Annotated in this window: 21 protein-coding genes; 12 read left to right on the forward strand and 9 right to left on the reverse strand. The window is 70.2% G+C overall.

All coding sequences use genetic code 11. The features are described from left to right. Window positions 1-67: 67 nt before the first annotated feature. The 4 genes from ACZ60E_RS09410 to ACZ60E_RS09425 all read right to left on the reverse strand — a co-directional run bounded on the left by ACZ60E_RS09410 (window position 68) and on the right by ACZ60E_RS09425 (window position 5,300). Window positions 68-1,396, reverse strand: a complete 1,329-nt coding sequence (locus tag ACZ60E_RS09410; protein WP_469439202.1) for a glycoside hydrolase family 125 protein — start codon at window positions 1,394-1,396, stop codon at window positions 68-70. A 100-nt stretch (window positions 1,397-1,496) separates the two neighbouring features. After that, window positions 1,497-2,540, reverse strand: coding sequence for a LacI family DNA-binding transcriptional regulator (locus ACZ60E_RS09415; protein WP_384810384.1), 1,044 nt, complete (start codon window positions 2,538-2,540; stop codon window positions 1,497-1,499). 55 nt (window positions 2,541-2,595) lie between these two features. Beyond that, a complete protein-coding gene (locus tag ACZ60E_RS09420; RefSeq protein WP_469439203.1) occupies window positions 2,596-3,525 on the reverse strand; it encodes an ROK family protein in 930 nt (309 codons plus the stop codon). A gap of 53 nt (window positions 3,526-3,578) precedes the next feature. Further along, a complete protein-coding gene (locus tag ACZ60E_RS09425; protein ID WP_469439204.1) occupies window positions 3,579-5,300 on the reverse strand; it encodes a class I mannose-6-phosphate isomerase in 1,722 nt (573 codons plus the stop codon). Window positions 5,301-5,592: 292 nt separating this feature from the next. On the opposite strand from ACZ60E_RS09425, the gene ACZ60E_RS09430 reads away from it, so the two are divergent. From ACZ60E_RS09430 to ACZ60E_RS09450, 5 genes are all read left to right on the forward strand, one after another. Further along, window positions 5,593-6,906 (forward strand): ABC transporter substrate-binding protein, encoded by a 1,314-nt coding sequence (locus ACZ60E_RS09430; protein WP_469439205.1) that lies wholly within the window; start codon window positions 5,593-5,595, stop codon window positions 6,904-6,906. Continuing rightward, entirely contained in the window at window positions 6,903-7,859 is a 957-nt protein-coding gene (locus ACZ60E_RS09435; RefSeq protein ID WP_469439206.1) for a carbohydrate ABC transporter permease, read from the forward strand. The genes ACZ60E_RS09430 and ACZ60E_RS09435 overlap by 4 nt, the downstream gene beginning before the upstream one ends. Then, the gene (locus ACZ60E_RS09440; RefSeq protein WP_385834363.1) at window positions 7,856-8,677 is read left to right on the forward strand and encodes a carbohydrate ABC transporter permease; all 822 of its coding nucleotides are present in this window, start codon (window positions 7,856-7,858) and stop codon (window positions 8,675-8,677) included. Before ACZ60E_RS09435 ends, ACZ60E_RS09440 begins: the two co-directional genes overlap by 4 nt. Window positions 8,678-8,750: 73 nt before the next feature. After that, the gene (locus ACZ60E_RS09445) at window positions 8,751-9,992 is read left to right on the forward strand and encodes a glycoside hydrolase family 76 protein (protein WP_469439207.1); all 1,242 of its coding nucleotides are present in this window, start codon (window positions 8,751-8,753) and stop codon (window positions 9,990-9,992) included. A 61-nt stretch (window positions 9,993-10,053) separates the two neighbouring features. Then, complete coding sequence (locus ACZ60E_RS09450) at window positions 10,054-13,296, forward strand: glycoside hydrolase family 38 N-terminal domain-containing protein (RefSeq protein ID WP_469439208.1); 3,243 nt, start codon at window positions 10,054-10,056, stop codon at window positions 13,294-13,296. Between the two features lie 75 nt (window positions 13,297-13,371). On the opposite strand, the gene ACZ60E_RS09455 is transcribed toward ACZ60E_RS09450, so the two are convergent. Further along, window positions 13,372-14,202: a siderophore-interacting protein gene (locus ACZ60E_RS09455; RefSeq protein WP_384810363.1), complete on the reverse strand. Its 831-nt coding sequence runs from the start codon at window positions 14,200-14,202 to the stop codon at window positions 13,372-13,374. A 149-nt stretch (window positions 14,203-14,351) separates the two neighbouring features. On the opposite strand from ACZ60E_RS09455, the gene denD reads away from it, so the two are divergent. Beyond that, a complete protein-coding gene (gene denD, locus ACZ60E_RS09460) occupies window positions 14,352-15,446 on the forward strand; it encodes a D-erythronate dehydrogenase (RefSeq protein ID WP_469439209.1) in 1,095 nt (364 codons plus the stop codon). Between the two features lie 32 nt (window positions 15,447-15,478). Here the strand turns inward: denD and ACZ60E_RS09465 are convergent, their stop codons facing one another. Further along, window positions 15,479-16,156: a hypothetical protein gene (locus tag ACZ60E_RS09465; protein ID WP_469439210.1), complete on the reverse strand. Its 678-nt coding sequence runs from the start codon at window positions 16,154-16,156 to the stop codon at window positions 15,479-15,481. Window positions 16,157-16,367: 211 nt separating this feature from the next. Then, a complete protein-coding gene (locus ACZ60E_RS09470) occupies window positions 16,368-17,192 on the reverse strand; it encodes an SDR family oxidoreductase (RefSeq protein ID WP_469439211.1) in 825 nt (274 codons plus the stop codon). A gap of 248 nt (window positions 17,193-17,440) precedes the next feature. Here ACZ60E_RS09470 and ACZ60E_RS09475 point away from each other — a divergent pair, with 248 nt between their 5' ends. From ACZ60E_RS09475 to ACZ60E_RS09500, 6 genes are all read left to right on the forward strand, one after another. Then, window positions 17,441-18,208, forward strand: a complete 768-nt coding sequence (locus ACZ60E_RS09475) for a class I SAM-dependent methyltransferase (protein ID WP_469439212.1) — start codon at window positions 17,441-17,443, stop codon at window positions 18,206-18,208. Window positions 18,209-18,277: 69 nt separating this feature from the next. Next, complete coding sequence (locus ACZ60E_RS09480; protein ID WP_469439213.1) at window positions 18,278-18,883, forward strand: SMI1/KNR4 family protein; 606 nt, start codon at window positions 18,278-18,280, stop codon at window positions 18,881-18,883. A gap of 368 nt (window positions 18,884-19,251) precedes the next feature. Beyond that, window positions 19,252-19,410: a hypothetical protein gene (locus ACZ60E_RS09485; RefSeq protein WP_469439214.1), complete on the forward strand. Its 159-nt coding sequence runs from the start codon at window positions 19,252-19,254 to the stop codon at window positions 19,408-19,410. 52 nt (window positions 19,411-19,462) lie between these two features. After that, window positions 19,463-20,305 (forward strand): DUF6461 domain-containing protein, encoded by an 843-nt coding sequence (locus tag ACZ60E_RS09490; RefSeq protein WP_469439215.1) that lies wholly within the window; start codon window positions 19,463-19,465, stop codon window positions 20,303-20,305. Window positions 20,306-20,477: 172 nt separating this feature from the next. Continuing rightward, window positions 20,478-21,035, forward strand: coding sequence for a GtrA domain-containing protein (locus ACZ60E_RS09495; protein ID WP_469439216.1), 558 nt, complete (start codon window positions 20,478-20,480; stop codon window positions 21,033-21,035). A 59-nt stretch (window positions 21,036-21,094) separates the two neighbouring features. After that, on the forward strand, window positions 21,095-21,817 hold the full coding sequence (locus tag ACZ60E_RS09500) for a GNAT family N-acetyltransferase (RefSeq protein WP_469439217.1): 723 nt from the start codon (window positions 21,095-21,097) through the stop codon (window positions 21,815-21,817). 47 nt (window positions 21,818-21,864) lie between these two features. Here the strand turns inward: ACZ60E_RS09500 and ACZ60E_RS09505 are convergent, their stop codons facing one another. Together ACZ60E_RS09505 and ACZ60E_RS09510 are read right to left on the reverse strand one after the other, a co-directional pair. Further along, a complete protein-coding gene (locus ACZ60E_RS09505; RefSeq protein ID WP_469439218.1) occupies window positions 21,865-22,740 on the reverse strand; it encodes a hypothetical protein in 876 nt (291 codons plus the stop codon). A 68-nt stretch (window positions 22,741-22,808) separates the two neighbouring features. Next, the gene (locus ACZ60E_RS09510; protein WP_384810337.1) at window positions 22,809-23,240 is read right to left on the reverse strand and encodes a hypothetical protein; all 432 of its coding nucleotides are present in this window, start codon (window positions 23,238-23,240) and stop codon (window positions 22,809-22,811) included. Between the last annotated feature and the right edge of the window lie 117 nt (window positions 23,241-23,357).

The following is a 23,357-nucleotide window of genomic DNA, read 5'->3' on the forward strand; positions in this document are numbered from 1 at the left end:
GTTCCCTGCCGAACCGGCCCACCTCGGTGAACGCTTCTCGGCTACGGCTTCCAGGGCATGGCGCGGTTCACGCCGGCGACGCCGGCCGGTGTGGTGCGGCGCCCGACCACAGGGAGCGCGTCCCGAGGCCCGCCACGTCCAGGGCCAGCTCCGCGTACATCGCGTTGGCCCAGGAGAACCAGTGCCGGGTGAAGCGGCCCGGATCGTCCTTGTGGAAGGACTCGTGCATGGCGCCGGTGCCCGCGTCGGTGTCCGCCAGCGTGCGCAGCGCCGCGAGCCGCGCCGCGTCGTCGTCGCTGGTCAGGCCCTCCACCGCGATGGCGATGGGCCAGATGTGGTCCTCGGGGGTGTGCGGGCTGCCCACCCCTTCCGCCGCGGTCCCCCGGTACCAGGTCGGGTTGGCCGGGGAGAGGACGAACTCGCGCGTGGCGCGGTACAGCGGGCCGGCGGTGGACATGTTCGCGACCAGGGGCAGGGAGAGGAGGCTCGGCATGTTGGCGTCGTCCATCAGGAGGGCGTTGCCGAGGCCGTCCACTTCGTAGGCGTAGATCGTGCCGTGGTCGGGGTGGTCGACGGTTCCGTGGCGTGCGACCCCTTCGCGCAGCTCGGCCGCCAGGGCGGTGGCGTCCTCGGCCAGTGCCGTGTCCCCGACCTGGTGTGCCATCTCGGCCGTCCCGTCGAGGGCGGCTGCCGCGCACAGGTTCGCGGGCACGTTGTACCCGTACGTACAGGCGTCGTCGCTCGGTCGGAATCCGCTCCACGTCATTCCGGTCGGGGCCACGGGGGTTCCCCGGCCTTCGCCGGGCAGTGTGTCGCTCGCCGGGCCGGAGGACCGAAGGAAGCGATAGGAGGACCGGCGTTCGTGGTCCTGCTCGGTGCGCCACACGGTGAGCACGGCGTGGGCGGTGCGCACGGCCCCGTCGAGGTGGTCGGTGCGGCCGGTGGCCCGCCAGAAGCGGTGGGCGAGCAGGAGCGGGAAGGCCAGGGAGTCGACCTCGTACTTCTCCTCCCACACCCAGGGGTCCTCGCACAGGTCGTCGCCGTCGTGGGCGCGCCCCGAGGGTTCGGGGTTGAAGGCGTTCGCGTACGGGTCGCGCCGGATCTGGTCGAACTGGCGCTCCAGCACGGCCGCCACCAGATCCTGCAGGCCCTTGTCGTCCTGGAGGAGCGCGAGGTAGGGCATCAACTGGGTCGAAGAATCGCGCAGCCACATGGCGGGGATGTCGCCGGTGACCACGAACGCGCTGCCGTCGGGCATGGCCCGGATGGTGCGCGCGAGGGTGTCGTCCAGGCAGCGCACCAGCAGCTGTCCGTGGCGCGGGTCGCCGAGGGCGTCGAGGTGCCGCACCGCGCGCCGAACCAGCGGATGGTCCTCGACACTCGTGGGGAACTGCATGGTCGGCCCTTCTCTTCATGTGCCTTGTTACGTGGCTCGTTGCGCGACTTGCTCCGCGCCTCGTTGCATGCCTTGGTACGTGGCTCGTTGCGCGACTTGCTTACGTGTCCGTCCGCGGTGTGCCGAGGGCGCGGCCGTCGGCGTGGATGCCGTGGCGGACGACGCGCGTGGGGATCGTGACCCTGCGCGAAGGGGGCTGCTCCGCGTCCTTGTGGCCCAGGCGGTCGATGAGCAGGCGTGCGGCTTCCCGGCCGATCTCGTCGGCGTCGTAGGAGACAAGGGTCAGCGGCAGGCCGAGGACGTCCGACAGGTCGAAGTCGTCGAAGCCCGCCAAAGGCAGGGTGACTCCCGACTTGTGCAGGGCCCGGATGGCTCCCTGGCTGATGCGGTTGTTGGTGCAGAACAACGCCGCGGGGGCGTCGGACCGTCCCAGCAGTTCGAGGGTCGCCGCCTCGGCTGTCGCCGCGTCGACGAGACCCTGCCGGATGAGGGCGCTGTCGGGCTCGACGCCGGCCTCGTCGTGTGCCGCCCAGAACCCGCGCAGCCGTTCCGCCCCGGTGTAGAGCGAGGGCGGGTTGCCCAGGAAGGCGATGCGGGTGTGCCCCTCGGCCAGCAGGCAGCCGGTGGCCTCGCGGGCCCCGTGGAAGTCCTCGACCAGCACGCAGTCGGTGTCGAGTCCCGCGGGCGGCCGTGCGGCGAGCACGACGGGCACGTGGCGCATCGCGGCGGCCAGGTGCTGTTGCCGGCTGCCTGCGGGGACGACGATGAGCCCTTCGACCTGGTGGTCGATGAGTCCGTCGACGAGGCCGGGCTCCCGGTCGGCCTGCTCGGCGGAGTTGCTGAGCACCATCCGGAAGCCGTACTCGGTGGCGACTTCCTGGACGCCGAGCGCGAGCCGCGAGTAGAAGGGGTTGGCGAGGTTGGTGACGACGAGGCCGATCATTCCGCTGCCGCCGAGCCGCAGGCTGCGCGCGGTCTCGTTGCGGCGATAGCCCAGCCGGTCCACCGCGGCGAAGACGCGTTCCCTGGTCGCCTCGGACACGCCGGGGTCGTTCTTCAGTACGCGGGAGACAGTCATGGCGCTGACCTGCGCGAGCTTCCCAACGTCGTGCATGGTCGGCCCGCCGCCTCGACGAGCGGTCATGCCCGTTCCCCCTTCTCCGTCGGCCTGCGGCGGCGACCTCGCCCCTGACCGGTTCTCATGAAGTGCCCGCCGCGCTCCGGACCCAGTGCGCGGCCCCGATCAACGGTGCCGACGCGGGCTGACGGGCCGGCAGGACGCGTACGGGCGCTCTGTCGGCCTGAGTCAGTCCCCCGGCGAACGCCGGATGGATCAGATCCCACGACTGCGCCATGGAACCGCCCACGACGACCGCGGTGGCCCCGAAGCGGTCGATCCACGGGGCCAGGGCCCTGCCGAGGGCGTCGAAAGCGTAGCGGAAGGCCTCCGCCGCGGCGGTGTCGCCCTGCTCGGCCGCCGCGGCGATCTCGTGGACGTCCGGCAGGTCGGACTCCTGGCGCGGGTCCGGTTCCCGGTGCGGAGCCGCGTGCCGCGCGTGGTGGAGGCGGATGGCACGGCGCGAGACCGTCTCCTCCAGCGGACGGCCGTCGATGTCCAGCCGGTGCACATGACCGGCGGGCGGCACATCGGGGCCCTCGTGCACAGGCAGGCCGGTGCGCAGGAAGGAGGAGCCGATGCCCGTGCCCAGCGTCAGGCACACCACGCGGTCGTGTCCTTGGGCTGCCCCGGCCCGGTGCTCGCCGAGGGCGAAGGCGTCGGCGTCGTTGAGGAAGCACAGCCGCTCGGCCCGGTCGAGAAGCCGTCGGCGCAGTCCGGCGCCCACGTCCACGCCGGACAGGGACTCGAACTTGCCGATCCCGGTGAAACGGCCGATCCCGGTGTCGTAGTCGAAGGGTCCGGGCATCGCCACGCCCCAGAACGGGCCGTGTCCGAGCGGCAGTTGCAGCGCGGTCAGGGCGATGTCGTCGAGGATGCCGTCGGCGTCGGCGTGCGAACCGAGGGGTCTGCGGATCACCGAGGACGGGACGAGGTGGCCGGTCGCGGGGTCGACGAGCGCCGCGGTGACATGCGTACCGCCGACGTCGAGCACGGGGACGGGGACCGGCACGACCGATCGTCCCGCGAAAGCCGCGGAGGCCGCAGATGCTGCGGGGGCCGCGGTCACGGCTCCACCACCAGCGCCTTCACGATCTGCACCTCGTCGCCGCCCACCGAGCGCACCCGGTAGGGGCCCACCGCGGCGGGGACCGTGAGGGTCTCCGCGAAGGCCAGGAAGTGGCTGCGTCCGTCCTGGGTCTCGACGACGGCGCCCTGGCCCGCGGCGACGTTGAGGATGTGGAAGCGGCCCGCGGTGTCGTCGGTGATGTCGGCCTCCGGGGCGACGACCAGCCGGTGGACCGCGTAGAACATCTCGGGCAGCGCGCCGATGACCTCCTCGCGCCAGCCCTCGCCGGAGCGCAGCGTACGCGGCTGCTGTATCAGGTCCTTCACCACGTCCTCCCCTCGCCGGGCCGTGTCCAGGTTGGCGAAGCCGTGCTCGTAGGGCAACGGCCGGGACGCGCCGGTGGCGTCCTTTCGCAGCCAGTCGTACAGGCGCAGCGAGTACAGGTACGGGGTCGCGCTCACCTCAAGTACCAGGTTGCCGGCACCGGAGGCGTGCGGGGTGCCCGCGGGGATCAGGAACAGCTGGCCCTGGACCGACGGGTGCGTCTGGATGTGGTCCTGGACGGGCAGCGGGGTGCCGTCGGCGATGGCCTCCTCCACCTGGTGGCGCATGACGTCGGGGTCCGCGCCCTCGGTGAGTCCGAGCAGCACGCGGGCGCCGTCCTCGCTCGCCGTGACGTAGTACGTCTCGTGCTGGGTGTACGGCCAGCCGAACACCTCCCGCATGTACTGCTCCCGCGGGTGGAGGTGCAGGGAGAGGTTGCCGCCGCCCATCGTGTCGAGGTAGTCGAAGCGGATCGGGAAGGAGGCGCCGAACCGGCGGTGCACGTCCTGGCCGAGCATGGCTTCGGGGTGCTCGACGCACAGCAGCTGGAACGGGATCTCGACCTGCGCCGCGCCCTTCTCGCCGACGAGCACGCCCGCCTCGGGAGCGATCAGTTCGTAGCCGAGGGCGGTGTTGCCTGCCTGCGGGGTGAAGCCCAGTTCGCTCGCCGCCCACTGGCCGCCCCAGGGCGTGGAGTTGAAGTACGGGCGGGTGCGGACGGGCCCGTGGGCCAGGTGCCGCAGCGTGCCGCGCAGCGCGGTGCCGTCCAGGGACGCGGGTGCCGCCGGGTCCTGCGTGTCGATCCACCGGTCGACCCGGCCGGCGATCGCGTCGCGGTGGCGGTCCGCCACGGGCCAGTCGGTGTAGAACAGCCGCACCAGGTCGCCCGGCTCGCCGGGGCGCCCCAGGTTGGCGCCGACCGGCAGCTCGCCCTTGGCGACAGCGGCTTCGGCGTACCGCTTCGGCAGGTCGGCGTACCAGAGCAGGTCGGGTTCGCAGAGCGCCGCGCCCGGTCCGAAGACCAGCAGTACTCCGTCGCCCGCGGGTTTTTCCGGCCGGGGTACGGAGTAGAAGAGGTCCGCGGCCCGCGCCTGCGACAGCGGGGTGAAGAACGGGTCGTCGGCGGGGTGGGGAGTGGCTGCGATCCGTTCGGCGGCGGAGGGTGCGTAGTGATCCCGTACGTCCAAAGGCTGTGCCTCCCGACCCGCCGTACGCAGCGCCGCCGTGAGGCCGTCGGCCAGGGTCTCCCAGTCCAGCGCGGCGGGACCGTCCACGGCCAGGACGAGCGGGCCGGGCGGCAGCGCGGCGACCGCGGCCGGCCACCCCGCGGTGACCTGCCCGTCGACCGGTTCGTAACTGGGGTGGGGGTCGTACGAACGAGACGCGGACTGCACATCTGCTCCTCAGTAGGCTCTGTCGGTACGTTAACGATAACAACGCCTGTCCGAGAGAGTCCATCCTCGATCCGGGGTCAATTGAACGGACACTCAGCTTCACAAGCTGGCCTTTTCACCAGGCGAGAGCCCACTCCCGCTTCTTCCGTCTGCCAGACCCTTGCCACTGCGGAGATGTTGTCGTTAACTTCCACGCAACACCCACTGGGCAACCCCGGGCGTTCCGGGAGACCTCTGTGCCCTGTGGTTCACATTCGGCCATGCACATGGCTCGCTCCCGTGAAGGTGATCAATGTCAGCATCGGGCAGGACCCGAAGTGCGGCCGCGCCGCTCGCCCGGCGTCGCCTTCTTGCCGGGATGGCCGCGGGCGCGGCCACACTCGCCGCAGGGGGCTGCGCCCGCGGAGACAGCACGTCGGCGCAGCCGGGGACCACGAGCATCTCCAACGACAACGCGACCTGGGACGACGGCTACCGGGCGGCCGGACGCGAGCTGGAGAAGATCACCGGCTATGCGCTCCGGCCGCTGTCGAACCCCTCAGTGACGTCGTACCAGCAGGTCGTGCAGATGACACTGCAGACGTCGAAGGCCACCGACCTGGTCAAGTGGGCCTCGGGCTATCAGCTCAAGCGCCTCGCCCGTGCCGGCGGCCTCACGGACCTGTCGGGTGTCTGGGGGAAGTACCAGGCGAAGGGATGGGTGCGCGGCGCCTCACGGGACGCGGTGTCGTACCGGGGGAAGGTGTACGGCATCCCGCTGTACGAGTCGTACTACGTGCTGTTCTACAGCAAGCCGGTGTTCAGGAAACTCGGGCTGTCCGAGCCGCGGAGCTGGGACGAGCTGCTGCACTGCGCCGAGGTCCTCAAGCGCAACAGGATCACGCCGTTCCTGGCCAGTCAGGTCGGCGGCTGGCCCGCGATCGAGTGGTTCCAGGAACTGGTCACCAAGGTCGACCCGCGCTTCTACCAGAAACTGGTCACCGGCGAGGCCTCGTACACCGACGGGCCGGTCCGCGAGGCGATGGACATCTGGCACGACTTCATGCGCAAGGGCTGGATGACGTCACCCGACTTCGACCAGGCGCGGGGCCCGGGTGCTCTGAAGGCCGGGACGGTCGGCATGTTCCTGCACGGCACCTGGCAGGCCCAGGGGATGACCGCGGCGGGCATGAAGCCGGGCGCCGACTACGGGGCGTTCATCCTGCCCACCGTGCGGTCCGCGACGCCGAAGAGTGTGATCGCCGAGTCGGGCGTCTTCACGGTGCCCGCCCGCGCCTCCTCGCACGACGCCGCCCTGGCGAACGTCGGGTCGTGGCTCGCACCGCCCGTCCAGCGGGTGTGGAGCGACTTCCTCCAGGACAGCTCCGCCAACCCGACGGTCAGGTCCGACAACCCCGTCGTGGCCGAGTTGCAGCGTGACGTCGCCAAGGAGCGCCGGATCCCGCTGATCCGCTACTGGGAGGCCAGCCCGCCGAGCCTCATCCAGGGCAACACCAACGACCTGGGCGGGTTCATGGCCGGGCAGACCTCGCCGGAGACCACGCTGCGCCGGATGCAGGAACGTGCACAAGACGAATGGGCAGCCTGGAGGCGCGACGAGGCATGAGCACTTCTACGACCGACCGACCCGCCACCGGCGGGAGCAGACGGACACCGCCCGTCGGCGGGGAGCCGCGTCCCACGGAGCGGCACACCTGGATCAGCAGGCGCGAAGGCCTGACGGCCGGCGGGTTCATGGCGCCGTCCGTGCTCCTGGTCGCGGTGTTCCTGCTCGCCCCGTTCGTGTGGACCATCCACCGCAGCTTCTTCGCCGACACCCGGACCTCCCCCTTCAGCTGGTTCGACAACTACACCCGGTTCGCCTCCGACCCGGCCCTGACCCGCTCGATCCAGAACACCCTGCTGTGGGTGGTGGGCACGGTCGTGCTCCCCTTCGTGCTCGGGCTGGCCATCGCCTGCATGACCGACGCCACCCGCTTCTCGCGCCTCGCACGGCTGTGTGTCGTCCTTCCCTACGCGCTGTCGGGCTCCGCGGTGGCGGTGGTCTGGAACTTCATGCTGACCACCGACGGCGCCGTCAACCAGGTACTGACCTCGGTGGGCCTCGACTCGTTCGCCCAGGGGTGGCTGCTGACCTGGCCGGGCAACACGCTCGTGATGATCCTCGCCAACGCCTGGCAGGCGACCGGTGTGGCCGTCATCCTCTTCCTGGTCGGGCTGCAGTCCATCCCACCGGAGACCCTGGAGGCCGGCTCCCTTGACGGCGCGGGCAGCTGGCAGCAGTTCCGCCACATCGTCCTGCCGCAGCTGCGGCCCGTGTCGATCATCGTGATCGGCATGAGTCTGGTGAACGGCCTCAAGTCGTTCGACCTGATCTGGGTGCTCACCCAGGGCGGCCCGGGACGGGCCACGGAGACCCTCGCGGTGTCCATGTACAACGAGACCTTCCTGGAGCTGAGGCCCGGCGCGGGAGCGGCGATCGCCGTCGTCCTGACCGTCATCGTCCTGGCGGCCTCCTGGCTCTATCTGCGCCGTCAGCTCGACGTGAAAGGCGAATGACCATGTCCCTCGGCCGCGTCCTGCGCACCGGCACCGTCGCGGTGCTCGCCCTGCTCTGGCTGGTCCCGACCTGGCTCCTGGTGGTCAACGCCCTGGTGCCGGCGGAAAGCTACTCGGGCAGCCCGCACTGGCTCCCGACGGAGTTCGGACTGTTCGACAACATGTCCCAGGCCTGGGACAAGGCCAACCTGGGCCCGGCGTTCGGCAACAGTCTGCTGTACTCCGTCGTCAGCGCGCTGGCCGCCGCCGTACTGGCCGCGGGCGCCGCCTTCGCCACGATCATCATGCCCGTGAAGCACCGGGCCCTGTGGTTCTGGGTGATCTACTCCGGCACGCTGCTGCCCCTTCAGGTCTTCATCCGCCCGCTGTTCCTGTCGTACGCGGAATCGTCGCTGTACGACACCCAGTTCGGGCTCGTCCTGATCTACACGGCGATCGCGATCCCCTTCGCCTTCTTCGTCATGCGCAACTACGCCCTCACCCTGCCCAAGGAGGTCGTGGAGGCCGCACGCCTCGACGGCGCGTCCTGGTGGCGGCTGTTCTGGCAGATCCACGTGCCGCTCACCAGGTCCGCCATGGTCGCCGTCTTCGTGTTCCAGTTCGTGGCCGTGTGGAACGACCTGATGTTCGGCATCACGCTGACCACGAGCCGCAACATCCGGCCGGTCATGGCCGCGCTCGCCGACCTCCAGGGCAACTACTCCAATGTCGGCCCCCCGGTCGTGCTGGCCGGCGCCCTCCTCGTCTCCCTGCCGACGCTGGTGCTGTTCTTCTCCGCCCAGCGCTTCTTCATCAGCAGCCTCAAGATCCACCGCTGATCCCGTTCGTCTCGTCCGTACGCCTCGTTCGTACGCCTCTCTTCGTCCACCTCCTCCTCGTGAAGGGTGAACCATGCCGCGACCGCTGCTCCGCCGTGCCACCGTGACCGCCGTCTGCGCGGGCCTGCTCTGGACCGCCGTCCCCGCACACGCCGGGTCCGCACACGCCGGATCCGCCCCTCCCGTCCGGCCCCGGCCCGTGCCGCAAGCCCTGTGGGCCGACCGAGCCACCACCGCGTACCAGGCCCTGCAGACCCATCTGTACGAGGGCAGGGACAACCACGGCCTGTACCTGGAGCACACTCCGCGACAGGCGGCCGACCCGGCGCACTCCTACCTGTGGCCGTTCCGCGAGGCCGCGGCGGCGGCCGTCGACATGCAGGAACTCCCGCGCACCGGAGGGGACTTCCGCCCGGACGCGGCGGAGCGCTTCGACACGGTCGAGCTGTACTTCGCCGGCGGCGACCGGCCCGGCTACCAGTCGTATCTGCCCGCGCCGCTCGGTTCGGGCGGCGACGTCTACTACGACGACAACGCCGTGGTCGCGCTGAGCCAGCTCGACCAGTACGAGTCCACCGGCGACCGCACGTTCCTGGAGCGGGCCGAGAGCGTCGTGCCCGTCGTCACCCGCGCCTGGGACGGCGACACCGGCAAGGCATGTCCGGGCGGCATGGACTGGGTCGACTCCCCCAACAACAACATCCGGGCCACCAACGTCACCGCGCTCTCGGCCCAGCTCGCCGCCCGCCTCTACGAGCACACCCACCAGCGCGCCTACCTCGAAAAGGCCGAGCAGTGGTACGGCTGGGTGTCCTCGTGCATGCGCAAGGCACCGGGCCTGTTCGTCAACGACCGCAACGACGACGGCAGCACCAACGAGACGCTGTGGACGTACAACTCGGGCGCCATGATCGGCACGGCCACCGCGCTCTACCGCGGGACCGGCAGAACCGGCTGGCTGACCAAGGCCGTCACCGACGCCGACGCCTCTCTCGCGTACTGGACGCAGGGCACCCGTCTGCACGACCAGCCGGCCGTGTTCAACGCCTTCTACTTCAAGGACCTGCTCGATCTGGACGCCGTCCGCCCCAACTCCGCCTACCGGCAGGCCATGAGCGGTTACGCGGACAGCACGTACAGGACCAACAGGGACACCGCCACCGGGCTGTTCCGCTTCCAGCCGTCGAACGGCGGTGACTACGACCCGCAGGCACCGGCCGCGACCCTCAACCAGTCGGCCATGGTGCAGATCTTCGCCACCCTGGCCCAGGGCGACCGGCGTGGCCACGGGGGCGGGCCGAAGCAGGCCCCGTAACCACCGGCCTGCGATCCTGACCGCGCTCCCACCATCCCAAAACGAAGGATGATCACGCACCATGCCCAAGCCACCGCTGACCCGGCCGTCCTGGTGGGACTCCGACATCGCGCGCGACATCCTGCGCGACCGCGTGGTCACCGCCACCGTCGGCCTGGGTGACCTGGAGGTGCGCCTGTCGGGCGAACCCCTGTTGCGCCACGACGGCTCCGGCGGACTGCTGCAGTCCATCCGGGTGCGACTGCATCGTGACGGTGCGGCGGCCGGCGCCGGGGCGCCGCGCGTCACGAGGGTCCGGGTCACCACCGGCGGTGGTACGGCCGTCCGCAGCGAACTCCTCTCCGGCCCCGGGACGGACCTCCGCGTCCTGGTGCCGGAGGTGGACGCGCCCACTCCCCTGCGGATCGAACTCCCCGACCTGGCGGAAGGCACCTGGCTCGACTTCGAGGCGCGCCCGCAACGCCACTGGACACTGCACCTGGTGCAGCACTCCCACCTGGACATCGGCTACACCGATCCGCAGGGCCGGGTCATGGCCGAGTCCCGCGCCTACCTCGACTCGCTGCTCGAACTGTGCCGGGACACCGACGACTGGCCGGAGCCCGCCCGGTTCCGCTGGGCCGTCGAAGGGTTCCACTCCTTCCAGGACTGGAGCGCCAACAGGCCCGCACGCCAGGTGGAGACCTTCCTGGAGCGGGTCCGCGAGGGGCGCGTCGAGCTGACGGCGATGCCGTTCAACCTCCACACGGAGACCTGTTCCACCGACGAACTCCACGAACTGCTGCGCCCGGTAACCGAGTTGCGTGACCGCCACGGCATCGACATCACCACGGCCATGCAGACCGATGTGCCCGGTCAGGTGGTCGGCCTGCCCGACGTCCTGGCGGACAACGGCATCCGTTACCTGTCCGTGGCGCACAACTGGGCCGGGCGGGCCGTCCCGCACCTCGTCGGCGGGGAACACCTGCCACGGCTCTTCCGCTGGCAGGCGCCGAGCGGCAACAGCGTCCTGGTGTGGCGTACGGACACACCGCACGGTCTGGCGTACATGGAGGGCTCGATCCTCGGTTTCGACGAGTCCTACGACAGCGTCGACGACCTCCTGCCCGCCTACCTGTCCGCCCTGGCCCGGTTCCCCTATCCGCACGAGGGCCGCGGGATTCCCGGCTTCCCCATCCTCGACGGGACCTCGGCCGCCACCGCCGACGTAGAGCCCTATCCGTGGGACGTCCTGCACTTGCGCGTGCTGGGCAAGTTCGCGGACAACGGCCCGCCGCGCCGGATCATCGCCGACACGGTACGCCGCTGGAACGAGCAGTGGGCCTACCCGCAACTGCGGGCCTCCCGCAACGAGGACTTCTTCGCGGACGCCGAGCAGCGCGTCGGGGACCGCCTGGAGACCTACCGGGGCGACTGGAGCGACTGGTGGGTGGACGGGGTCGGCGCCGGAGCCGTCCCGCTCGCCGCCACGCGCCGCGGCCAGGCGGCTCTCACCGAGGCCCAGACCGTGGCCGGGTACGCGCACCTGCTGGGCGTACCCGGCAGCACGGCGGTCACGGCGAAGGCGCCGGCCGTCTACCGGGCGGCCTCGCTCTTCAACGAGCACACCTGGGGTGCCGGCGATCCATGGACCCACGGGGATCACGGCCACGGGTCCGGGGAGCAGCAGTGGCACTGGAAGTACTCACAGGCCATGCGCGCCCACGACGGCGCGGAGACGCTTCTGGACGCCGCGTCCGCGCTGCTCGGGGAGGCTTTTACCGCGCCCGCCGACGCGTTGGCCGCCTTCCATGTCGTCAACACCTGCAGCTGGCCGCGTACGGAGACGGCACGGCTCTTCCTGCCGGAGAGCACGGTCGCGCCGGCCGACCCGGTCCAGGTCCTGGACGCCCGCACCGGCACGTCCCTGCCGTTCGTGGAGGAGGCGCAGAGCAACGACCGTCACCGGGCGGCCGGGCGGTTCCTGCACGTACCGGTCGCCGACGTACCGGCTTGCGGGTCGCTGCGCCTGGACATCGTGCCCGGCGGTGCCGCTGCCGCTTCCCCTGCTTCTGCCTCGCGGGAGGAGGACCGGGCGGGCTCGTCGGCGGCGGGCTCGTCCGCGGACGACCCGACCGTGCTGGAGAACGACCGTCTGCGGGTCACCGTCGACCTGCGTGAGGCGTGCATCGGCTCCGTCGTCGACAAGCGCACCGGACGCGAGCTGGTCCGGCAGGACGCCGTCATCGGCTTCAACGCTTACGTGTACGACGAGTACGCCACGGCCGGCGCGTTCAACCACCAGTCCAGCAAGACCGTCGCCGACGACTCGATGCACCTGCTCGCCTCGCGCAGCACGGCGCCACCCGCCGCACTCGTCGACCGCACGACGGACGCCACCGGCCAGACCCTCGTCTACGAGTGCGCCCCGGCCGGGACCCGCCGGCTCCGGGTGAGGGTGCATCTCCCGCACGGCGCGGCCCGCATCGACGTGGAGAACCGCATCGACAAGACGGCGACGCTCACCAAGGAGAGCGCCTTCTTCGCCTTCCCGTTCGCCCTGGACGACCCCACCGTGCGCACGGAGGCCACCGGGGGCGTCCTCGGCACCGACCGGGAGACCGTGCCCGGGTCCGCCACCCACATGCGGGCGATCCGCCGCTGGATCAGCCTGAGCGACGCCGGCCAGCACGCGGTCCTGGCGACGGCCGACGCCCCGCTCGTACAGCTCGGCGGGATCGCGATCCCGTACGCGCCCTATCCCCAGTCGCTGCCGCAGGAGGAGCCGGGCACTGTCTTCTCCTGGGTGCACAACAACATCTGGGACACGAACTTCCCCTCCCAGCAGGCGTTCCACCACACGTTCCGCTACAGCGTCGCCTTCGCCGGGGCCGATGAGAACGCAGAGCACGCCGAGCACGCCGTAGGGCTCGGCGAGCGACTGGCCGTACGAACCGCGGCCGTCACCAGCCACCCGCTGGTAGCGGTCCGTGCCCGTGCCGGGGCGCACGTCGGAGCCGACGCGGACCTACCTGCGGAGACGGAGACACGGTTGCTGACCCTGGACGACGCCCGGGTGCGGCTCGTCGGGCTGACCGTCCCCGGTGAGGGACGGCTCATGGTCCGCCTGCAGTCCCTGGCGGACGCTCCGGTCACCTGCCGCGTCGGCACCCCGCTCGCCGTCGAGCGGGCGTTCCGCACCAACTACCTGGGCCTGGACCCGTACGCCCTCGACGTGGAGCCGGGCGGAACCGTCCCGGTCACCGTGCCGGCGCTCGGAACAGCGGCGGTCGTGCTCCACCTGCACCGGTCGTCGGACGAGTGACGCCCGCCGGAAGCCGGGACCGCAGCCCGCCGGGAGCCAGGACCGCAGGGGCAGGCCAGGCGCACGCGCTGCCGGTCAGGCGGCGGCAGCGGCCTTCTCGTGCGTCTCGCGCTTCCAGAAGCCGGAGAAGGTGATGCGCGACTTCGGCAGTCCCGAGCGGTGCAGGTGCCGTCGGCCCTCGGTGGCGAGGGTCGACTCCCCCACCACGAAGGCATAACCCGTCGGGCCGGCGGGCACGTGCCGGCGCAACTCGTCGAGTGCGGCCGCGCCGGGTACGGCGGACGGGTCGTCGCGCACCACCCAGGTGACGCTCATCCCGGCCGGGGCGTCCAGGTCACGGCGGTCACCCGCGGTCGGGATCTCCTGGATGACACGGCCGACCGCTTCACGCGGGAGGGAGCGCAGGATCCCGGCCGTCGCGGGCAGACCGCTCTCGTCGGCGACGAGCAGTACCTCGGAGGCGTCGTCGGGGCAGTCGAACAGCAACCCCTGGTCGAGGAGGGCGAGTTCCTCGCCGGGGGCCACTCCGCAGGCCCAGATCGCCGCGGCGCCCTCCGGTTCGCCGCCAGGACCGCAGTGCACGACGAAGTCGATGTCGAGCTCCGCCGCGTCGGGACGGAATTCGGCCACGGTGTAGTTCGCGCAGTGCGCGCGCTCGTCCTCGGGTGTGGCGAGGAACGGCTTCCACCAGACCGGTCCGGCGATTTCCGGCAGCACGAACTGCTCCTGGTGCGGTTTCCGCAGGAACAACCGGAACCACTGGTCGTAGCCTTGCCACGGGAACGAGGAGAGGTCGGGGCCGGTGACCGTGACCCGTTGCATGGAGGACGTGTACCGCTCGCTCCGTACGACATGGCAATGGAACAGCTGCGGCTGCCGGGGCATCAACTTCGGGTTCTTCGACACGCAGTAAGGCTAGCCTTAGCTTACTTCGACGCCAACCCCGATCTCGTACGGCGGCGGTGAGCGCGCAGCCTGGCCGACCGGGCAGCACGACCAGCAGGAACGGGACGAGCGGGGCCGGTGGGGCGAGCAGGGCGGACATGGAGGACCGTATGAGGATCGTGATCACCGGCGGCTTCGGCTTCCTGGGACAGCAGGTCGCCGACGTTCTGCTCGCACGGCGGACCCTGTGCGGTGTGCCCGTCGACCGCCTGCTGCTCGCCGACCGGTACGTGCCGGCCGCGACGCCGTTGGCGGACCACCCGCTGGTCGACGTCGTCCAGGGCGACCTGCGCGAGCGCCTCGACGACGTCTTCAGGGAGCCCGTGGACGTGGTCATCCACCTGGCGTCCGCCGTGTCGGCCGAGTGCGAGAGCGACTTCGACCTGGGCATGACCGCCAACCTGGACACGACGCGCGCGCTGCTCGACGCCGCCCGCGCCCAGTCGGCCAGCGGCGGGCCGACACCCCGGGTGGTCTTCTCCAGCAGCATCGCCGTGTACGGCTCCGACCCCGCGGCACCCCTGCCGCCCGTGGTCGACGAGTGGACGCTGCCGACGCCGCAGTCGAGTTACGGAACCCAGAAGCGCGTCTGTGAGCAGTTGATCGCCGAGTACACGCGCCGGGGCTTCATCGACGGGCGTGTGGCACGCCTCATGACCGTCGCGGTACGGGCGGGCGCACCGAACGCGGCCGCCTCCGGCTTTCTGTCCGGCATCATCCGCGAACCCCTCGCCGGGCTCCCGGCCACCTGCCCGGTCGACCCCGGCCTACGCGTCGCCCTGGCCTCACCGCGGCGCACCGTCGAGGGCATTCTCCGCATCACCGAGGCTGGACGCGACAGCGGCCCCGGGTCCCTCGAAGGCAGGCTTCCGGTCAATCTGCCGGCGCTCACGGTCACGGTCGCCGACATGCTCGACGCGCTGCGCCGGGTGGCCGGCGACGCCGTGGCCGACCTGGTGACCGTCACGCCCGACTCCGCGATCGAGGCGATCGTCGGCTCGTGGCCCGCATCCTTCGACAACGCACGCGCGTCGGCACTCGGCCTGCGCCCCGACGACGACTTCGAGTCGGTCGTCAGGGCGTACATCCAGGACCACCCCGACGCCGTCACCATTGACGTCGACGGTGACGGTGGCGGTGGCGGTGGCGGTGGCGGTGGCGGTGGCGGTGGCGGTGGCGGTGGCGTCAGGAAACGCGGTCGCTGACCGAGAAGTCAGGCTCGGAGGGCTCAGAGGGCTCAGCAGGACTCCACGTCAACGGGCGAGATGTAGATCGCGGACAGCACCCCGTCGCCGTTCACCTCGACCGGGACGGGGGCCGTCGTACCCGTCAACTCCAAGTCGTTCGGGAGGGATTCCGGTGGAATGTCTTCTCCGAGATAGGTCACCGAGACCGTGCCCTGGCAGCCGTTTCCTCCCGGCGGCGCGGTATCGGGAACTCTGCCGTCCTTCGGTCCGGCCTTGTAGGAGGCGGTATCGATCAGCGTGTACCCGTACTCATAGCGAGCAGGGGTGACGGCGGTCTCGTCCCTCGTCTTCTCGACGTCGACCCAGTAGTGGGCGAGCTTCACCTTGACTGCCTCGCACGGCCGCTGGACCGCTTCCGGAGTGAAGTTCAGGCCGGAGGAGTCCAGGGTCAAACCTCGGGACCGGTACGCGCCACTGCTGCTGCGCAATTCCCCCAGATAGCCGGTCAACTGCTTCACACTCATGCCCGCCGTCTTCACGCACTTCGTGGACGCGGCCGTCGTCGGACTGTCCGTCGGAGTGGCGGACCCGGGAGCGGCCGTATAGCGAGCGAGCTCGGACGGGGAAGCCTTGGCGGCGGTCGGTTTCTCGTCCTCCGAACACCCCGAGACTGCGAGCAGCACTGCTACGGCGGCAACCGGTATCAACAACTTGCTGGCGCTGCGCATGAGTTACCCCGTCTGCTTCGAGATCGTTCCCCTGACCGAGCGACCTCACAGTACGAGACGGATGAACAGGCCCACCAGTAGATTGATGATCTCCGTCAGCGGGCGTGCACGCTGTGCGACGGAGCCGGAGAGAACTCAGCCTCCGTCGCACGTGCCACTTGCGGAAGGCCAGAGCCCCTGCGCCGTGGCGACCGGGGCTCAGAACGACCCCTCAGCCCTGGGCCCGCTCCGCCACCGGCTGCCACTTCTCCCACGTCGCCAGCCGTCCCTCGTAGTCGGCCTTGGCGATGTCAAGCGGTGCTGTGCCGAAGAAGCAGCGCAGCGGCGGCTCGTCGGCGTCCACGATCTCCAGCACGGCGGCAGCGGACGCATTCGGGTCGCCGGGGGTGCCGACGCGCTTGCGGCGCTGCTCCTGCACCTGCTTGTGGAACTCCGCGTACGCCGGCAGCGGTTCGGACGTGCTCGACGAGGATCCGGCCCAGTCGGTGGCGAACCCGCCGGGCTCGATCAGGGTGACCTTGATCCCGAACGGCGCGACCTCCTGGGCGAGCGCCTGGCTGATCCCCTCAAGCGCCCACTTCGACGCGTGGTAGATGCCGACCAAAGGAAACGCGCTGATCCCGCCGATGGAGGAGACCTGCAGGATGTGACCGCTGCCCTGCTCACGTAGGAACGGCAGGGCCGCCTGGGTGACCCACAGGGCCCCGAAGAGGTTGGTCTCCAGCTGTGCGCGGGCCTCCGACTCGGAGATCTCCTCCACCATGCCGAAGTGGCCGTAGCCGGCGTTGTTGACCACCACGTCGAGCCTGCCGAACCGCTCGTGCGCCTGCCGTACGGCGGCGAAGTCGGCCTCGCGGTCCGTGACGTCGAGCTGCAGGGGCAGGAATCGCTCCCCGTACGTCTCGACGAGTTCGTCCAACGTGGACAGGTCGCGTGCCGTCGCGGCCACGGAGTCCCCGCGTTCCAGCGCGGCGATCGCCCACTCGCGCCCGAATCCGCGTGAGGCACCGGTGATGAACCAGATCTTCTGCGTCATGGCATGCTCCTCAGGAAACTCGTCGCCCGAGCCCGCGCCGCCATGCCGTTGCGCATGACAGAGCGGGCCCTCTGACTCCAGCGAACACCTTCGAGTGCACTCCAGGGCAAATCGACACCCACCGACGAGGGCCTTCGGCTGTCGCGGTCCGGTGGGACACGCGAAGTCCGACGACAACGGCTGGTGCGGCTGCGGCTGCGGCGTGAGCGGCTCGTCACCCCTGGCGGGCACGCACTACGGTGGGATACGTGTCCGAGTTCTCCGTTCGGAAGTTCTACGACGAGTTGGCCGACGACTACCACCTGATGTTCCAGGACTGGGACGCGAGCATGGCCTACCAGGCCGAGGTACTGGGCGGGCTCATCCGAACATCTCTCGGCGCGGGACCCCACACCGTCCTGGACTGCTCGTGCGGGATCGGAACCCAGGCCATCGGACTGGCCCTGGCCGGGCACCAGGTCGTCGGCAGTGACCTGAGCCCGGTCGCCGCCGCGCGCGCCGCCGCCGAAGCGTCGGTCCGGGGCCGCCGGCTTCCTACCGTTGCGGCCGACATGCGCCAACTCCCCTTCAGAGAGGCGTCATTCGACGTCGTCGTCTGCGCGGACAACTCGCTGCCGCACCTGCTCTCCGCGAAAGACATCCGGGCGGCACTCCTCGACATGAGACGGGTGCTCCGAGACGACGGACTGTTGCTGACCACTGTCCGCGCCTACGACGAGACACGCCGGACCAGGCTCACGGCGACACCTCCCCAGGTCTCCGAGACACCGGACGGCCAAGTGATCACCTTCCAGCTGTGGCACTGGCATGAGGACGGCGAGCGCTACGATCTGGAGCACTTCCAGCTCACCCCCGCCGAGAACACCTGGCAGGTCCGAGTCCGCCGGAGCACGTACTGGGCGCTGACGTCCGTGCAACTGACGGATTTCGTGACTGAAGCCGGCTTCACCGACATCACCTGGCACAGCCCGGCTGCCGGCGGGTACTACCAGCCGGTGCTCACCTGCCGGGGCTAGGTTGACCTCCGAGGCAAGGTGGAGCTTCGCTCGGAGCCGTTGTCACAGGCGACTGGCAGGATCGGCTGCATGAGTGAGATGCATGAGCCCAACGAGCCTGCCGCCATTGCTGTGTTGACCACGCCGGAGGCATGGCGCGACTACCTGGGGCGGTACGACGAGCTGTATCTGCGGAACCGTGCCTCCGACCAAGAGATTTTCGATCTGTTGGATGAGGACGAGGTGGATGTTCTGGACGAAGGGGGGCGGCTTGAACGGTGGCTGGGGGAGGAATCGGCCCGGGAAGAGACCCTGGCAGCGGCCGAGGAACGGCTCGGGGTGCGGTTCCCGCCGAGTCTCCGCGGCTTCCTGCTGACCAGCGACGGTTGGATGCGGGTGAGCGGGTGGGTGGACCTCGTGTATCCCTGCGGGCGCATCGCGTGGATGCGGGACACCGGGGCCGGTGCGAGCCTCATTCGGCTCTACAGCGAGGAGTTCGACAACGCCGAATACGTGGACCTGTTCCGCCGGTCCATAGAGATCGCCGGAGGCGAGGACGTCTGGCTGCTCGACCCGACGGACCTCGGACCGGACGGCGAGTGGACCGCGTACGTGTTCACCCCGAAGTACGGTGACCTGCGAAAGTTCACAAGCTTCTCCACGCTGTTCCATCACGGGTACGAGGCCATGGAGTAGCCGGACCAACCACCCGACAGGCCCCGCTCTCGTCGGTAGCGGGGCAAGGGTGACGGCTGGCGGGCAGGAACCGGAGCGTTCGCGGGAAGGGTGCGGTCGTGGCGAGTGACGCCGGCCCACCAGGTACGCCGTTCAGCCGGCGGTTGCCGCGTTCGGACGGATGACACGTTCATCGGCGCCCGCTGCCTCGGCATCCTCCTCGACCGGATCGCGTACGCGGTCGCCCTGAACGAGCCCTGGGGGGCTTCAGCACGGATGGACACGTTCTGCGGGCGCCTGACGCAGCCGACTACGTACCGGCTGACCCTCTTCGTGCGGAACATCGTGCCCGATCGGGACGGACATGGACTCGCCTGACAATTCATCTTGTGACGGGTCGGGGTGAGTTGACGGATGCGGAGGTCGAGGTCTCAAGCCAGATGCTGGACGAACCCGCCCTGCACAGCCTCCTGAACACGCTGCACCCGCTGTCGGACACGGGACTGGGTAACCTGATGCGGGAACAGGTGATCAACCACAGGTTCTGATGCCGGGCCAGGACTGGTCCCGTTGTCAGAGGCATCGGACACACTGAGCCGTATGAACTTGGTGACCGCGCACGACTACGCCTGGATCCACACCTCGCCGATCTTCCGCCACATGATGCAGAGCGGATACACCCTGACCCTGATTCAGGGGCGGGCCCCGCGCGAGGTGCTGCGCGCGATGGAGGCGGAACCGTGCGGCACCGGGGCGGGCACGGCCGGGCTGATCGAGGCGGACGACGCCCACCGCGCCGAAACGGGCTACGACTACTGGGACGAGTCCTACGTCGCGGGCGCCTTCAGCGTTCCGGGCGAGAACGGTGACTGGACACTCACCCTCGGCTTCGACGGTGGGCTGGGGTTCGCGGCGTCGCACGTGGAGGCGCTGTCGAAGGGCTCCCGGATCGTGGCGCACTCGACCAACGGCGGCAAGCCCATCCACCTCTTCCACTGGTACGAGGCCGGTGAGCTCCGTACGACGTTCGAGGGCCCTTCGTCGCGCGACGGCAGCACTCCAGACGAACTGGTCCCCCTGCTGCGGGAAGTCGGCTTCCCTCTGACCTCCGAGGGAGAGCACGACGAGAGCGCCCCGGACGTCGACCGCAAGGCGGCGGCCTTCGCTCTGGCCGAGAGACTGACCGGCATACGCGTCACCGAATCCCTCCTCCAAGACGCCACATACGAGCTGGGTCTCGTCCCCGAACAGCCCGCCGAGGAGTGGACCGGCCTGGTCATCGACATCACGGATGCCCACGGGAAGCGCCTGTACAAGGAATGGACCTACGAGGAGATCGCGGCGTCGTCGGACCGCGCACGGGCCAAGGCAAACGCGCCAGTCGTGATCACCTACAACAAACCGCCAGTCACGGAAGCTTCGGATCACGTGACAGGTGAGTAGCTAGCGCGCGCGGAAACTACCGCTGCGGGATGGACCATGCCGGGCCACTCGCCTCGCCTCTCACTCGTCACCTTACAGATGAAAACTAATACCCACCGCCCCTTGAATTGCCAACTTAACACTCGTAGCCTTACGTGCGTTACCTATTCGGGGCGAGCAGATCGGAAGCAGCATGAGCAGCATCACGAGCACCGAAGCAATGGGCGTGGCCGCTCCCGGGGCGTTCGTCTCCTTCGTGCGGTTCGTGGTGTGCGGTGGGGGTGTCGGGGTGCTCTCCAGTGGTGCGGTGGCGCTGCTGGCGGGTGCGATGCCGTGGGCTCTGGCGAACGCGGTGATCACGGTCGCGTCGACCGTTCTGTGCACCGAGTTGCACGCGCTGTTCACCTTCGGGACCGGGAAGCGGGCCGGGTGGCGGCGGCACTGGCAGTCGGCGGGGTCGGCGACGGCCGCGTACGCGGTGACCTCGCTGGCCGTTCTCGTCCTGCACCTGGTGCAGTCGTCGCCCGGGGTCCTCACCGAGCAGGCCGTCTACCTCGGGGCTTCCGGGCTCGCGGGGGTGGGGCGCTTCCTGGTGCTGCGACTGTTCGTCTTCGCGGGTGACCGCGAGCGGACGGGGCTCGGCGAGGTCTCCCGACCGCGCTCTGCACGCACCGCGACCCCGGTGGCCGTCGCGCGCGTATCACTCACCCAGGTGTCCCGTTCTCAGCTCGTACTCGCGGCCGGGGCCTGATCGGCCCACCGACTGCGGAATCAGGTGAGTGCCCTGCACGGGCTGGCAGGATCGGGGGCATGTCGGTGGATCCGTTGATACTCCGGGCTCGTGGGCTCTGGGAAGACCTGGCCCAGGTGCCGGTGTCGTTCGACCCGCCTAGCAGTGTGAACGTGGTGGTCTCCCCGCGGTCCAGGCTCTGTCCGGACGGCTGGGTCGGAGTGGTCGCCCTGGGCGGCTCAGCGATCGTGACCGCGCCGAACGACAGTGCCGCCCAGTTCGTTCGTGACTCGCTGGGGAGCCTGCCGCCTGAGGCCGTCGTGGATGGCGTACTGGTTCGGGAGGCCCCTCCGGTACGGCGGGTGCTCGGGCCGGCGGCGCTCGCCTATGTGTCTCCAGCGGGCTTTCGGCCGGTGAAAGCTGGTGCGTTGGCGGTGGAGCAACTGCCTTCCGCTCATCCGGACTTGCGTCGTTTGGAGCACGTGGCCGGCGATGACGACGCCGGTGAGGCTTCTCTGGACGAGATCACGTCGCCCGCGTTCGTGGTCCGTGAGTACGGCCGCGTGCTTGCCGCCGCGGGATATCGGGACTGGCCGAGGCGTACGGCCCATGTCAGCGTACTGACCGCGCCGGAAGCGCGTGGGCGAGGACTGGCACGGGTGACAGGGTCGGCGGCTGTCACTCGGGCCCTCACAGGCGGGCTTCTGCCGCAGTGGCGTGCGCGACCGCCCTCCTCCCGGCGCGTCGCGACCGCATTGGGTTTCGCGGAACTGGACTCCCAACTCAGCATGGAGATCGCTTGAGACGTGCTCCTGGCCTGCGCCGGCCGCCTCAGCACGGTCTACCCCGGTCAAGGCGTCGGGAAGATCAGCCGTACGTCGTACGTCCGTTCCGCGTCGCGCAGGGCCGGGACCAGCGCGGCGCGCAGTTCGCGGACTTCCTGCGCGTGCGTGTCGAGGAACTGTCGGCGCAGGGTCCGCCGGAGCGGTTCGCGGGTGGCCTCGACGGGACGCATGCAGGTGGCGTACGCGCTGCCGAGGGCGCGGTCCTGACGGGCGTAGTCCGCCGTGCTGGCGTTCATCATGGTCTTGTCGACGAGGGCGAAGAACGCCTCCTCGTCGCGGACCCGGTAGCCCTTGCCCGCGAGGCAGCCGGGCAGGGTACGCAGGGCCCGTACGGCGGCGGGGTCGCGCCGCGAGGCCGAGAGTTCGCCGAACCACAGCCGCTGCAAAGGGAGATAGACCTCCCGTACCTTCTCGCCCGCGGCCTCGCCGCGCGTGCGGCAGGCACGGATCTCGGCGTCACTGCCCGTCCGCACCGGAGTGGCGCTCGACGCGGGTACGGGCACCTCGGTGCCGTGGCCGAAGCCGTGACGGCCGAGGTAAGCGAGGTCGGGCAGCTCGGCGTACGAGATGAAGGCGAGCGGAGGCTCAGGCGACAGCCCGGTTCCGGCCTCGCGGGCGCAGTCGGCGGCGACGGAGCGTGCCACCTGCTGCCTCAGGACGTCCAGGCCCTGGGTCCAGCGGGACTCGGCCCCGGTCGCGGGGAGCACCATGAGCGCCGGGTCGTCGGGCAGAGTGCGGGTCACCTTTGCGGGTGCCACGGTGGCGGGCGGCCCCGGTACGGGCCCGGTCGCGGCGGTCGGCTCCGTCGTGGCGGAACACGCGCCGAGCAGCAGCGCGGCCGTCGTCGCGAGGGCCGCGCGCGCCAGAGTCGTACGGGTCACGTCCATCCGTCCTTCCGCCGGTACGGGGCGCCGCCGGGCAGGCGGCACCCCGTGGGTCTGGGCCGAGGTCAGTGGGTGATCGTGACGCTGTCGCCGCCTTCGAGAAGGCTGGACACGCTGAACGGCACGTTGTCGTTGACGTCGGTGCACAGCCAGTACGTGGAGTCGTTGATGCTGTGGTTGCCGTCATAGGCCTGGACGTAGCGCTTGGCGCAGGTGAACCAGGTGCCGTCGGAACGGCGCAGGCGGCCCGCGTAGTAGTCGTACAGCCGCGAGCTGCTGTTCAGGGAGTACGTCAGGTTGAGGTCGCCGCAGGTGCTGGTGGCGGACTTGTTCCGGACGGTGCCCTGGCTCTCGTACTCCCCGGTGGTGATGGCCGAAGCAGTACAGGCCGCCGGGGCGGCGGACGCCACGGGGGCCAGCGCCACGCCGGTGCCGGCGCAGACGAACGCCAGCGCCCCGGCCATCAGGCTCCGGTTGATGGTTCTCCTCTTCGACATGTTTCGAGTCCCCTCTCCGTTCGGGGCACGGACCGTGGTCGGACCGGCCCGTGCGGTGCCGCGGGAAACACTCGCAGCGCCCGCCCCGGCGCCACCACGACCTTCGAAACGGCTCGA

Source organism: Streptomyces sp. NPDC102514, from assembly GCF_055584525.1.

What these genes read in the sequence shown, in the direction of transcription:
- ACZ60E_RS09410 (WP_469439202.1), bottom strand. Translation starts at nt 1,396, where the DNA reads ATGCAGTTCCCCACGAGTGTCGAGGACCATCCGCTGGTTCGGCGCGCG.
- ACZ60E_RS09415 (WP_384810384.1), bottom strand. Translation starts at nt 2,540, where the DNA reads ATGACCGCTCGTCGAGGCGGCGGGCCGACCATGCACGACGTTGGGAAG.
- ACZ60E_RS09430 (WP_469439205.1), top strand. Translation starts at nt 5,593, where the DNA reads ATGTCAGCATCGGGCAGGACCCGAAGTGCGGCCGCGCCGCTCGCCCGG.
- ACZ60E_RS09435 (WP_469439206.1), top strand. Translation starts at nt 6,903, where the DNA reads ATGAGCACTTCTACGACCGACCGACCCGCCACCGGCGGGAGCAGACGG.
- ACZ60E_RS09440 (WP_385834363.1), top strand. Translation starts at nt 7,856, where the DNA reads ATGACCATGTCCCTCGGCCGCGTCCTGCGCACCGGCACCGTCGCGGTG.
- ACZ60E_RS09445 (WP_469439207.1), top strand. Translation starts at nt 8,751, where the DNA reads ATGCCGCGACCGCTGCTCCGCCGTGCCACCGTGACCGCCGTCTGCGCG.
- ACZ60E_RS09450 (WP_469439208.1), top strand. Translation starts at nt 10,054, where the DNA reads ATGCCCAAGCCACCGCTGACCCGGCCGTCCTGGTGGGACTCCGACATC.
- denD (WP_469439209.1), top strand. Translation starts at nt 14,352, where the DNA reads ATGAGGATCGTGATCACCGGCGGCTTCGGCTTCCTGGGACAGCAGGTC.
- ACZ60E_RS09465 (WP_469439210.1), bottom strand. Translation starts at nt 16,156, where the DNA reads ATGCGCAGCGCCAGCAAGTTGTTGATACCGGTTGCCGCCGTAGCAGTG.
- ACZ60E_RS09470 (WP_469439211.1), bottom strand. Translation starts at nt 17,192, where the DNA reads ATGACGCAGAAGATCTGGTTCATCACCGGTGCCTCACGCGGATTCGGG.
- ACZ60E_RS09480 (WP_469439213.1), top strand. Translation starts at nt 18,278, where the DNA reads ATGAGTGAGATGCATGAGCCCAACGAGCCTGCCGCCATTGCTGTGTTG.
- ACZ60E_RS09490 (WP_469439215.1), top strand. Translation starts at nt 19,463, where the DNA reads ATGAACTTGGTGACCGCGCACGACTACGCCTGGATCCACACCTCGCCG.
- ACZ60E_RS09495 (WP_469439216.1), top strand. Translation starts at nt 20,478, where the DNA reads ATGAGCAGCATCACGAGCACCGAAGCAATGGGCGTGGCCGCTCCCGGG.
- ACZ60E_RS09500 (WP_469439217.1), top strand. Translation starts at nt 21,095, where the DNA reads ATGTCGGTGGATCCGTTGATACTCCGGGCTCGTGGGCTCTGGGAAGAC.
- ACZ60E_RS09510 (WP_384810337.1), bottom strand. Translation starts at nt 23,240, where the DNA reads ATGTCGAAGAGGAGAACCATCAACCGGAGCCTGATGGCCGGGGCGCTG.